The organism is Psychrobacter aquimaris (assembly GCF_016107525.1).
GTDB lineage: Bacteria > Pseudomonadota > Gammaproteobacteria > Pseudomonadales > Moraxellaceae > Psychrobacter > Psychrobacter aquimaris.
Window position 1 is genome coordinate 75,590 of sequence record NZ_JABASR010000006.1, and the last position, 12,151, is coordinate 87,740.

At 44.0% G+C, this 12,151-nt stretch carries 11 protein-coding genes; 3 read left to right on the forward strand and 8 right to left on the reverse strand.

Features of this window, described 5'->3' with window-relative positions:
* Nucleotides 1-169: 169 nt before the first annotated feature.
* The 5 genes from JFC10_RS06900 to acs form a co-directional block, all read right to left on the reverse strand.
* Nucleotides 170-406, reverse strand: a complete 237-nt coding sequence (locus tag JFC10_RS06900) for a hypothetical protein (protein WP_227685773.1) — start codon at nucleotides 404-406, stop codon at nucleotides 170-172.
* A 133-nt stretch (nucleotides 407-539) separates the two neighbouring features.
* On the reverse strand, nucleotides 540-791 hold the full coding sequence (locus JFC10_RS06905; RefSeq protein ID WP_198332237.1) for a hypothetical protein: 252 nt from the start codon (nucleotides 789-791) through the stop codon (nucleotides 540-542).
* 133 nt (nucleotides 792-924) lie between these two features.
* On the reverse strand, nucleotides 925-1,353 hold the full coding sequence (locus JFC10_RS06910; RefSeq protein WP_055123559.1) for an MgtC/SapB family protein: 429 nt from the start codon (nucleotides 1,351-1,353) through the stop codon (nucleotides 925-927).
* Between the two features lie 79 nt (nucleotides 1,354-1,432).
* Complete coding sequence (locus tag JFC10_RS06915) at nucleotides 1,433-2,611, reverse strand: NAD(P)/FAD-dependent oxidoreductase (RefSeq protein WP_198332238.1); 1,179 nt, start codon at nucleotides 2,609-2,611, stop codon at nucleotides 1,433-1,435.
* Between the two features lie 213 nt (nucleotides 2,612-2,824).
* Nucleotides 2,825-4,786, reverse strand: coding sequence for an acetate--CoA ligase (gene acs, locus JFC10_RS06920; RefSeq protein ID WP_198332239.1), 1,962 nt, complete (start codon nucleotides 4,784-4,786; stop codon nucleotides 2,825-2,827).
* Between the two features lie 509 nt (nucleotides 4,787-5,295).
* Between acs and JFC10_RS06925 the strand changes: the two genes are divergently transcribed.
* A complete protein-coding gene (locus JFC10_RS06925) occupies nucleotides 5,296-6,597 on the forward strand; it encodes a BaiN/RdsA family NAD(P)/FAD-dependent oxidoreductase (protein WP_198332240.1) in 1,302 nt (433 codons plus the stop codon).
* Nucleotides 6,598-6,837: 240 nt separating this feature from the next.
* A complete protein-coding gene (locus tag JFC10_RS06930; RefSeq protein ID WP_198332241.1) occupies nucleotides 6,838-7,806 on the forward strand; it encodes a pirin family protein in 969 nt (322 codons plus the stop codon).
* Between the two features lie 136 nt (nucleotides 7,807-7,942).
* Here JFC10_RS06930 and nemA read toward each other — a convergent pair whose 3' ends face one another.
* The 3 genes from nemA to trpB form a co-directional block, all read right to left on the reverse strand.
* The gene (gene nemA / locus JFC10_RS06935; RefSeq protein ID WP_198332242.1) at nucleotides 7,943-9,046 is read right to left on the reverse strand and encodes an alkene reductase; all 1,104 of its coding nucleotides are present in this window, start codon (nucleotides 9,044-9,046) and stop codon (nucleotides 7,943-7,945) included.
* Between the two features lie 399 nt (nucleotides 9,047-9,445).
* Entirely contained in the window at nucleotides 9,446-10,348 is a 903-nt protein-coding gene (locus tag JFC10_RS06940; protein ID WP_198332243.1) for a DMT family transporter, read from the reverse strand.
* A 204-nt stretch (nucleotides 10,349-10,552) separates the two neighbouring features.
* A complete protein-coding gene (gene trpB / locus JFC10_RS06945) occupies nucleotides 10,553-11,779 on the reverse strand; it encodes a tryptophan synthase subunit beta (RefSeq protein WP_198332244.1) in 1,227 nt (408 codons plus the stop codon).
* Between the two features lie 217 nt (nucleotides 11,780-11,996).
* Here trpB and JFC10_RS14995 point away from each other — a divergent pair, with 217 nt between their 5' ends.
* Nucleotides 11,997-12,086 (forward strand): hypothetical protein, encoded by a 90-nt coding sequence (locus JFC10_RS14995; protein WP_320157971.1) that lies wholly within the window; start codon nucleotides 11,997-11,999, stop codon nucleotides 12,084-12,086.
* The last annotated feature ends 65 nt before the right edge of the window (nucleotides 12,087-12,151 follow it).

Sequence of the window (12,151 nt, forward strand, 5' to 3'; positions counted from 1 at the left end):
ATTCATTTCTAGATAAATATTTATATATAAATGCAAAAACTCAAACAATCTGATCATCAGGTGAACATAATGATAGTCGGCAGCCTCCAAGTAAAAACCCACCTAATGGTGGGTTTTTACTGGTACAAATTATGCAGCAGCAGTGGCTTAATAATACAAACAAATATATTCAAAGCCGTACATCACTCAGCGTCATCGCCGTTATCTTAATTGGTACAGCGCACAACCATGCGGTACCAGCAGTACAATAGAATTTATTGTTATGATAAGACACGATCTGGGCAGTAAAATCATTGTCATTCTGATCTCTCATCGCCTCTTCGTCGCTACTATCATCTACTGCACACCAAATCTCTTGATAACCATGCTCAAGCATCGCACGTGTCAGTTCACTTCCTCTAAGCACTATATTCACCTTTAAAACCACGTACTATTTTATATATCATAATATGTGAATATAACTGTTTCTTATAGATTTGGATAGCATTATTTTTGGTTTCAACCGTAAAACTACCATACAAAGTTTTATTAATAATTAGTTACAGCTTTATATCGCTATAGACAAGCTCAGTTTTTTTAACTGGTATGGCGCATTGCCATTCAACGCCTTCTTTACAGGAGAATTTATCATTTTCAAAAGAAATAATGTGCCTTAGCGAATCATATTCAGCGCTATCGATACTAGCCATCGCCTGCTCGTCGCTCTCATTACTGACCGCGCATAAAACCTGCTTATCCCCTCGTGCGAGCATGGCACAAGTCAGCACACTACCTCTTAATCTGGTACTCATAAACTATCCTGTATTTTCAACAATTTATATATTTCTTGCTATATCATATAGATATAGAGATACTATATAGTATTGATTTATAGTCTCTTTAGTATTTAAGTGTATATGCACGTTAACTCATCGCACCCATCGCTTAGTGTTTTTTAACTTTAAAGGGCTCTGAGAATTGCAAAATCAAAAAGCCAACGACCGATAATATAATGGCAATCTCATAACGACCGTAAGCCACCGAAATACCGATGGCGCCCGTATTCCATAAGCTCGCTGCCGTGGCAGTGCCCTTTGAGCCTTTTTCATTTTTAAAAATCGCCCCACCACCGATAAACCCCATACCTGTGATGATGGCATACATGATTCTCGCTTCACCAGTAGCATCATAAATATCCATACCAACCAACATAAACGCGCATGAAGCAATGGTTACCAGTGGAAACGTCCTTAACCCCGCGCCGTTGTCTTTCATCTCACGATTAAGGGCAATCGGTAATGACAATATAAAGGCGATGCCCAACTGGAAAAAATGATAGCCCATCAGCTCTAAATCTATATCGAATCCAAACATCGTTATCACCTTTTCACATTAAGAAAAAACCCTTAAAGTCCAGTTTCGGATAGCGCAGTCGCTAAGTAAACTTTCGCCATCATTTTGCTTTGTTGATTGCCTCAACCGTCTGTTGCGCCATTTGATAGCAACTTTCGATATTGCCTTGTCCGCACCAATCACCACTGACAATCCATTGATGAGACTCGTCTATTAAGATGCCTAATGCTTTTTTATCACTATCAGTGACAGTGGCGGCATAGCGCCAACGATGGCAATCTATTTGGCTAGGAGCATGGTCATCGTTCCAATTCAATGCCTGCTTGGCAGCTGTTAATAACTGCGTTTTGATCGTCTCCATATCGTCATCGACATGCTGCTCTGACCAGTCGTTGCGCGCATGAATAGTGACACTGGGTAGCAGGTCATCGCGAGCAAGTTTTTGATGCTCGATAAATATTTTATCGAGTATAAAGTGATTGAGATAAGCCACATCCCAGCGTGGCGCTGCTTGAGCGCTTAACATTTTTGGTAATGTATCAAAATTATCCCAACCCAGCATCAGCGTATAACACGCCAGCATTGTTGGCTTAGAAATCTTGGCTTGCTCAGCAAAGCCGCTCTCTGCTATTAACTCTATGGTTTGACCGTTTGGCGCGGTACATATCACCCAGTCAAAGTGCCCTAGACTCACACCAGTCTCGTCAAATAGCTCAGTTTTTTTATCAACCTTTTCCGCTAGAGAATTATCATATTGAGCCAATGGCGCAACGCGGGTTTTAAATTTTATAGTGCTGTACTGCAACTCATCAGCCAGTGTACGCCCCCAACTGGTCATTTTTGGTGTACTGATATAGCGGGCTTGCGTGGTGTTCCATTGCTCTTTGATGTGAATATCAGGCGATTGAGTATCATTATTCGCTGGCGTGAGCTCAACCACGTTGGCGCACCATGGCTGTAGCAATCCCGTCTCTAACCAAGGCGTAATAAATTGCTTAAAACTTGCCGTCTTGGCCGTAAAAAACTGCGCCCCAAATGCCCATTGCCAGTTTTTACCAGTGGGGCTATCAGTACGATATCGAGTGGCTAAACGCCCTACGCTACGTGACTTTTCAAAGACAGTAATTTGCGGTAAGTGTGTTTGCGCACTATCTTGTGCTATGTTCTGAGCAAAGGCGCGCTCTAATAATGTGGCGGTAAACAGTCCCGTCAAACCACCACCAATGATAGCAATTTTTGGTGATTGTGTAGTGACAGCGTGCAAAGAGTGATTGGTCATAATGACAGTAGGCCTTATATAATGTGCGATAAAAAGGGAGTGATGACAATGGCAGGGGTATTTTAAATAATAGGATTATAGAAGATATTCAATCTTTAAAGTCTGCTGATATCAATATCGTCTGCGTAAAAAAGCCATGCTAGTTTTCATAACATGACTTTTCTGAACGCTAATCGTCTATTTACTGAACGTGCTTTTAATCGATAATTTAGCCTACTCTCCTCGCGCAGCTTTGACTACCTCAACCAGCTGATTAATCACCGAGCTATCCGCAAGAGTAGACAAATCACCCAAACCAACATATTGTCCTGCCGCAAGGTTACGTAAAATACGGCGCATGATTTTGCCCGAGCGAGTTTTGGGTAACGCTTCAACGATATGAATAGCATCCAAATTGGCAATCGGACCAATCTCAGCGCGAACATGTCGATTCAGCTCAGCCTTTAGCGCCTCTGTCTCTTTTTCACCCGATTTCAAAATGATAAAGGCACAAACGCCCATGCCGCGAATCTCGTGCGGCATCCCGACAATGGCGGCCTCCGCTGTCGCAGGATGCGCGACCACGGCGCTCTCAATTTCTGCTGTTCCCAGGCGATGCCCTGCGACGTTAAGCACATCATCGACGCGACCCGTGATCCAGTAATGTCCATCTTCGTCACGCTGCGCCCCATCACCAGTGAAATAATAACCGGGATACTCACTAAAGTACGTCTGTAAAAAACGCTCATGGTCATTATAAATGGTACGCATTTGCCCCGGCCAACTGCTGTTAATTGCTAGGTTTCCTTCAGCAGAGCCTTCTAGCATAGTACCGTCACTATCAACAATCTCTGGTTTGATACCGTACAAAGGATTCATCGCTGCGCCCGGCTTGAGGGCGACCGTGCCTGGTATCGGTGCCATAAGGATGCCGCCTGTCTCAGTTTGCCACCAAGTATCTACAATCGGACACTTGCCACCGCCGACGATATGATAATACCAGTCCCATGCTTCGGGATTGATCGGCTCGCCGACTGTTCCGAGTAATCGCAAACTTGAACGATCAGACTCCCGCACAAAGACATCGCCCTCCTTCATCATCGCTCGAATCGCCGTCGGTGCAGTGTACAGAATGGTCACATCGTGCTTATCGATAATATGACCGATGCGTGCCCATGTGGGGTATTCTGGTACGCCCTCGAACATCACCGTCGTCGTACCATTGGCAAGCGGTGCATAGGTTGCATAGGTATGACCTGTGATCCAGCCTACGTCCGCAGTACACCAGTAGACGTCATCGTCTTTAATATCGAACACATCTCGAAAAGTAGAGAGAGCATAGGTGATATAGCCGCCCGTGGTATGCAGCACACCTTTAGGTTTGCCAGTAGAGCCAGAGGTATACAACAAAAATAGCGGGTCTTCGGCATTCATAACTTCTGGCTCGCAATGTTCTGACTCGCCATCGACCAAGTTATGATACCAAACATCACGGCGACCACTCATCGGTACAGAATTGCCCGTACGATGAACGACTATGACGTTGGTCACGCTATCAGTGCCATCCATATCTAGTGCCCGATCGACATTGGCTTTGAGCGGCGTATGCTTATTACCACGTAAGCCTTCATCAGCCGTAATGATGATTTTTGAGCGACTGTCTATCAGGCGATTGCCCAAGCTCTCAGCAGAGAATCCACCAAAGACCACGGAATGCACAGCGCCAATACGCGTACATGCCAGCATCGCTATCATTGCCTCAGGTATCATCGGCATATATAGGGTCACGCGATCACCTTTTTTGACCCCAAGCTTACGCATGGAATTACCCAAGCGACAGACCGCTTCATACAGCTCTTTAAAGGAGATGATTTTGTGCAGCGAAGGATGATCGCCCTCCCAAATGATGGCAGGCTTGTAAGGATTTTTTTTGACATGGCGGTCGAGACAATTGACAGAGATATTCAATTCGCCGTCCTCGAACCATTTTATGCGAAAATCATCCAAATCATAATTAACGTCGCTAATTTTGGTTGGTTTTTTTATCCAATCGATCAGCTCGGCACGCTTCGCCCAAAAGGCAGCATTGGCCTCAGGTGATTCGATGGATTTCTCGTAATCTTCGCGGTATTGTTCAGCGGTGGTATTGGCAGCAGCGATAAATTCGGCCGCAATGGGGAATGATTTTTGAGTCATCGTATTTGTCCTTTTTAATTATTATGACCTGCACGCATAACTGTCGAAAACGACGGTATGTACAGGTGATAAGAGTCATCGTCCATAATGTGTGACACTCACGGTTAGTTTGACAAATAAGCAGAACGGTTGCAAGGTATCAACAGCCATTCATAACAATATGCCTATACAGCGGTATACTTGCTCACCCATAATATAATGTATTAATGAGGAGCAGTTTTGCATCGATTCGCATTTAATCTTGATATTGGCTCATTTAAAAGATGTTTTTATTTTGGCATCAATAAAGGTATCACCGTCCAGATATCAGATAACGATATGACATTTAATCCTTGTAACCTTGTATGAAATATGGACAATAGCTACACGCGAGATACAACGCCAAAATACACACTGCAACAAACCATATTATTGACCTGCTGCTATAAAGATAAGCCATCGGCTCTGTTGTTGATTTGATGACGGATTTGGTGGCTGGCTTTTTAAACCTATTATTTTATGAGACTACCATGAGCAATCACCGCAATGCATCACAATACACCCACTATGATGTCATCATCATCGGCGCTGGCGCGTCAGGGCTATACTGTGCGCTCACAGCGGGTCGCCGTGGTCGCCGCGTACTGGTATTAGACCATGCCAATAAGGCGGGCAAAAAAATCCTCATGTCAGGTGGTGGACGCTGCAACTTTACCAATTACTATGTCGAGCCTGAGCACTTTATCGGTGCCAATCAACATTTCTGTAAATCAGCGCTCAGTCGTTATCCCAGCTGGGAGTTTATCGGTATGGTGGCAGCACATAAAATCCCTTACCATGAGCGCGAACACGGTCAGCTATTTTGTGATGATTCAGCGCAAGATATTTTGACCATGCTCCTCGCGGAATGTACGGCAGCTGGCGTACAAGTAAAGCTGAATGCGCAGATTGACAGTGTACAGACTGTTGAAAATGACAAGAATGCCAAATTTGAATTACTGACCACCAAGCAGCTTAGTAAAAAAGAAAAGCAAGAGAGAAAAGAATCGACAAATCAAACCACACTGCCGCAAACAGGCTACCGCTGTGAGTCGCTCGTGGTCGCTACTGGCGGACTGTCTATTCCAACGATGGGAGCCAGCGGTTTAGGATATGAATTGGCGCAGCAATTTGGACACACGCTGATCGCAACCGATGCCAGCTTAGTGCCTTTTACCTTTACTGATAAAACTGGTGAGCTTATCCGCGCTTTGGCTGGTATTAGTTTGCCGGTCATCGCCAGCAATGAACGCATCTCTTTTAAATTGCCTATGCTGTTTACCCATCGCGGCCTCTCTGGCCCCGCTATGCTACAGCTATCGAACTATTGGCACACTGGCGAGACCATCAATATTAACCTGCTACCCGAGGTAGATGTCACCGATATTTTGCTTACACGCAAAAAATCACATCCACGGCAACTGATCCGCACTGTCTTGGCAGAAAACACGGACAATGCACTACCAAAAAAACTACTGGCAGCACTACAAACGCACTTGTGGGACGATATCAAAGACACCGAACTTGCCAATATTAAAGATGAGCGGCTGATAGAGCTTGGTGCAACTTTGAATGGCTGGCAGCTCAAACCCTCTGGTACAGAAGGCTATCGTACCGCTGAGGTAACACGTGGCGGCGTGAAAACTGATGAAGTCTCCTCAAAGACTATGCAAAGCAATTTGCAAGATGGCTTATACTTTATCGGTGAAGTGCTGGATGTTACCGGTTGGCTTGGCGGCTATAACTTCCAATGGGCATGGGCCAGTGGCTTTGTCTGCGGTGAAGTGGTTTAGCCTCATTTAATAATAACGATGTAGCATTGTTTCATGATAAACAGTGTTTATCGGCAGTGTCATGGTCGAATGTTAAACACGCCCTAGGAAGTCACTATTTTTATTCCACTTAAGTTGTCTTTTATCTACATTAGCTCTTGATAACTATCAAAATAAACACAATATAGATAGCTATAAATGTAGAATAACTTAACAGAAATTTTTTATTACAAAAATATGTTTTGTCTTATGAGGTAACAAATGCGTCCAATCAAGAATATTCATGGTGATAAAGCACCGCATTGGGTAGGTGACGGCTTTTATGTAAAAACCTTAATCAATCACCTTGATGATAGCCCTGATTTTAACTATAGCCATACCGACCCGTTTTTATTGTTTGATTACGGCACACCAACGACCTTTGACCCGAACCCTAATTATAAAACACAGCCTCATGGGATCGGACAGCATCCACACAAAGGCTTTGAAACCGTCACTATCGCCTACGAAGGTGAAATCAGTCATGCCGATTCAGTAGGCGGACAAGGGACTATTCAAGAAGGCGATGTGCAGTGGATGACCGCAGGTCGTGGCATCATGCACGAAGAGTTTCATTCGGAGGCTTTCGGTCAGCGCGGCGGCGTCTTTAGTATGGTGCAACTGTGGGTTAACTTGCCAAGTACGCACAAACTGACCGACCCAAACTATCAAAGCATCAAACGGGTAGACATGCCTATCGTTGAGTTGATCGACAGCCACAATCTTGACCACCAAACGACGATTGGTAAGGCGGCTATCATTGCTGGTACTTGGCAAGAAATAACAGGCGCGGCAAATACTTTTACCCCGATTAACTTATGGGATATCGAGCTGCATACTGCGGGCGCGACGACGCTAAAAGTACCCAATACTCACAATACGCTACTGCTGATACAAGAAGGTGAATTACTGGTCAATGGTACGTCAGTTAGTGCCGGTAATTTGATTCAATTTGATGCGCCAACTCAGCACCGTACTGATATGCAAGCTGAGCAAAAACCGGCTGCTGATACTATTGAACTGCTTTATCCTGCTACCGAAAACGGTGAGCAAGCACCTGTCAAACTCTTACTACTCAGTGGAGAACCTATCGGCGAGCCAGTCGCAGGTTATGGACCCTTTGTAATGAACACTCAAGAAGAGCTTCGCCAAACGTTTCGGGATTACCAAACGGGCAATTTTATTAAGTAGTTGAAATTCAGGCATTAAAAAAGCCACCTGACGGTCTTCGTCAGGTGGCTTTTTATTATGCGCTTATGTATGAGCTGACAAGGGTATATTTGACACGCCTTAAAGTTAGCTCATCATAAGGGCAACTGATCATCCATTACGCTTGGTTAAGAAATGGATAATCCGTATAGCCTTCAATACCACCACCATAAAAAGACTCTGGGTGCTGCTCATTGAGCATCGCCCCTGTGCGGATACGCTCAGCCAAATCAGGATTGGCAATATAGTCACGGCCGAAAGCGACGGCATCGATGTAGCCTGCTTTGATATTTTTCTCTGCTTTTCCAGCAGTATACCCACCAGCAGCGATGATCATATTATCAAAGGCATCACGGACACGCTGACGAAATGCATCGCTATAAGGGGTGCCACCTGCCCAATCCGGCTCTGACAGATGTAAATACATCACACCACGCTTGTTGATCTGCTCAATCAGCCAAATGTTTTCGTCTTCGTTGTAGCCTGCTTCTACATTGTTGAAAGTACCTAGCGGCGAGATACGAATACCAACATGATCAGCATCCCACGCATCAACACAAGCATCGATCACATCAAGTGTTAAACGCGCACGATTCTCACGGCTACCGCCATACTCATCATCACGCTGGTTGGTTTGCTCAACCCAAAACTGATGCAATAGATAACCGTGTGCACCATGAATCTCTACCCCATCAAAACCTGCTTCTTTAGCATTTTTAGTGGCCTGAGCAAAATCAGCGATGACTTGCTTAATCTCATCAAGTGTCGCTGGACGTGGCGGCGTGGCGTCTACACGAATGGCTTGATTGTCGCTATCGCGAAGTGAGGTACGAATACCAACATCAACATCAGAAGCAGAAATGGGGGCTTTACCATCCGGTTGTACGCTTTTGTGCGACACCAGACCGGTATGCCAGATTTGTACCACAATTTTGCCGCCTTTGGCATGGACATTATCAACGATAGTTTTCCACGCAGTGATTTGCTCTTGGGTATGGATACCCGGCGCGCCCGCGTAACCTTTCGCCTGAAAAGAAACCTGCGTCGCTTCAGTAATGATTAATCCAGCGCCCGCGCGCTGTGAATAATACTCCCCCGCAAATGGAGTTGGTACATCACCCGGTTCAATTGAACGAACACGGGTCAGCGGCGCCATAATGATACGGTTTTTTAAGGTCTGCGTACCCATTTTTACGGGTTCAAATAAATTATCGTGTGCCATAAAAAGCCTTACTTTGTTTGTTTTTATGAGTTGGTATTCATTATTATGATACTTATTACTCTTAAGTAATTTGATCAAACTCTGAAAACCTTCTAAGTTATTGGGTCAATAGAATGCATCGTTGCTTCGCTAATAGCTTAACTAGAAATAAGTGAAACACTACATTAACCAGCCATTTTCTTAATGAGGAATAGCTGCTTATATTCAAGTATAATTTACAAACAGATACATTTAATAAAGTTAATCTAAACTATTGGCATTGGATTTGGCAGTAACCTTCTCCATTGAAAAACATAAATAGCAGAATATTATTAATTACAAATAACTTGTACTCATAACCTCTCAGTCAAAAATCTACTCATCACCTATCCGCCTGAACGATGAATCAATCAAAGACCTTTATGACTTGAGCATCTTTTTAATAGACAACTCTAAAGATAGATACGTACCAAATAATATCACCATCGAGCCAATAATCGCTGGTGTGTCCAACGCTTCACCAAGCAGCAGATAACCAAAAATAATGGCAAAAATCGGAATCACCAAGGTAATACTGGTGGCGCGCATAGGGCCAATGCTTTTTATCAATTGATTCATAAAAATCAGAGCAATGGCGGTTGAAAATACGCCAATACAAATGACAGAAACCCAAGCAGTAAGGCTAATGCTTTTGCCATACGGGAATTCGTAGACCGCTATCGGCAGCATGATAATACTGGCAATGATAAGCGAACCTGCGGTAATAGCGACTGGTGAGACATTGTATAAGTAGTTTCTAGTGATATTGGCACCGACGGCATAACCGACACAGGCCAGTAACGCATAGCCCATTGGTAGCAACCCTGAACTTGACTCAGCACCCTGACCGCTACCGCCAAATAAATTTTCACTCATCAAAATAATCACACCGATAACACCGATGACTAAACCGAGAATTTGCTTTCTTGACAGTCTGTCTTTAAAAAAGGTGCTGGCGATGAAACCGCTCATCATTGGCACAGACGCATTGAGCACCGCCAATACTCCAGCGTTTACCGAGCGCGCTGAAAAAGCAAACAGGATAAAAGGAATAGCCGCAGAAAATAATCCAACCAGCGTCAACACTTTCCAATTATCCCGTATGCCCTCTCTGTTTTTTGGGCTGATTAAAACAAAAATCAGCATGGTCAGCCCAGCCAAGACCACACGCAGGCTCGCAAAAGCCAACGAGCCAAATTCAGGCACACCAATACGATAAAAAATAAAAGACAGCGACCACATAAAGGACAGTGTCATAAAAATAATGAGGTCGCGGTTAGACATGAGTGAATCCTATCAAGCGTTAGACGACTGCTCCTGACTTATAAAATGGCTGTTTATGAACTTCTCATTATCAAAAATTCATCATAAAAGCGCATTTATAAAAGGCTGAGTCGTAAAAAGTATCGTGTGATAAAAAAAACCTCGATGATAACTTTTTAATCGCTCAATGGGTGTTGTATTTTTTGTATTTATAGCCAATTTCTTCTACAAATTAACTTTATCCAAAATAAAATCAATGTCTTTATCGCCTCGCCCTGACAAATTGACCAAAATCGTCTCATCCGCTGACATATCTTTGGCGATTCTCATCGCATAGGCGATGGCATGTGCCGACTCTAAGGCAGGAATAATACCCTCAAGGCGCGATAATGCCATAAAGGCTTCTAAACATTCTGCATCAGTCGCCGACTCATAAGTGGCCAGTTTTAAATCTCGCAGATGCGAATGCTGAGGTCCAACCCCCGGATAATCAAGTCCTGATGCAATCGAATGTACGGGAGCTGGCTCACCTTTTTCATCGAGCAGCACGTAGCATTTAAAACCATGAATCTCGCCTTTCACGCCCAGTGACATCGTCGCTGCATGATTGGGGGTGTCCAAACCTTCACCAGCTGGTTCCACGCCGATTTTTTCTACATCTGCATCATCAAAAAATCCACTGAACATACCGATAGCATTAGAGCCGCCGCCAATACAAGCGACGACCTTATTAGGCAGCTTACCCGTTGTCGCTAAGAACTGCGCCCGTGCTTCATGTCCGACCACTGACTGAAAATAGCTGACCATTTCAGGATAGGGCGCGGGTCCTAGCGCCGATCCAATCGCAAACATGCTGGTATCTAGCTCATTAAGATAGGTCTCAAAGGCGCTATCGACCGCTTCTTTTAGCGTACCAGCGCCGCGCGATACAGGAACAATATTGGCACCCAAAATCTTCATACGGCTGACGTTTGGATGCTCCTTTTTAATATCGACCACACCCATGTGAATCTCACATTCTAATCCCATCAACGCCGCTGCTGTTGCCAACGCCACGCCATGTTGCCCCGCGCCTGTTTCAGCAATCACTTTGGTTTTGCCTAATTTCTTAGCTAATAACACTTCACCCAAACAGTGATTAATCTTATGCGCGCCCGTATGGTTTAAATCTTCACGTTTAAAATAAATCTGCGCGCCGCCGCAATGCTCCGTCAAACGCTGTGCATGATAAATAGGACTTGGGCGACCAACATAGGTCTCACGCAAGCGTTTCATCTCAGCGATAAAATCGTCATTTTTAATGATTTCACGAAAGCCTACTTCGATTTCTGCCATGGCTTTGGCAAGCTCAGGATGACCAATCTTGCCACCGAACTCTCCGTATAAGCCATCACTATTCGGTAATATTGATTGATGTAAACCGTAGCCATTGTTGGTATTTTGCGTTGTCATAGTTAAGCCTTATTATTGTAAAATGAGGATTAGTATTGGCATTTTTTCCGAATTATGTAGCATGTTTGATGATAAAAATATTTTTATGTATTTACGTTCTAGTACATTGAAACAAGATAGTAAGGGAAATTTCTTATTTGGTCAAGTTAAGGAATAAATCTAACAGAGTGGAACGGCTGATGAGTTTGGACGCGTCAAAGGGCACAAAAATATATACGTGCAAGATGGTGCATTAATCCCCAGTAGCGCTGGCGTTAATCCGTACGTGTTTATCACAGGATTTAGCGTAATATGGCGACTACTTTAAGAGAAGGTTTTGGGTAGAGCATTGAGGTTTTAGAATTTGGTTTTATATAAATGTTTTCAAACATT

Bases quoted from the DNA above. Each gene is read 5' to 3' on its own strand.
- trpB (WP_198332244.1), bottom strand. From the start codon at position 11,779: ATGACAACGCAAAATACCAACAATGGCTACGGTTTACATCAATCAATA.
- nemA (WP_198332242.1), bottom strand. From the start codon at position 9,046: ATGGCACACGATAATTTATTTGAACCCGTAAAAATGGGTACGCAGACC.
- acs (WP_198332239.1), bottom strand. From the start codon at position 4,786: ATGACTCAAAAATCATTCCCCATTGCGGCCGAATTTATCGCTGCTGCC.
- JFC10_RS06940 (WP_198332243.1), bottom strand. From the start codon at position 10,348: ATGTCTAACCGCGACCTCATTATTTTTATGACACTGTCCTTTATGTGG.
- JFC10_RS06930 (WP_198332241.1), top strand. From the start codon at position 6,838: ATGCGTCCAATCAAGAATATTCATGGTGATAAAGCACCGCATTGGGTA.
- JFC10_RS06925 (WP_198332240.1), top strand. From the start codon at position 5,296: ATGAGCAATCACCGCAATGCATCACAATACACCCACTATGATGTCATC.
- JFC10_RS06905 (WP_198332237.1), bottom strand. From the start codon at position 791: ATGAGTACCAGATTAAGAGGTAGTGTGCTGACTTGTGCCATGCTCGCA.
- JFC10_RS06915 (WP_198332238.1), bottom strand. From the start codon at position 2,611: ATGACCAATCACTCTTTGCACGCTGTCACTACACAATCACCAAAAATT.
- JFC10_RS06910 (WP_055123559.1), bottom strand. From the start codon at position 1,353: ATGTTTGGATTCGATATAGATTTAGAGCTGATGGGCTATCATTTTTTC.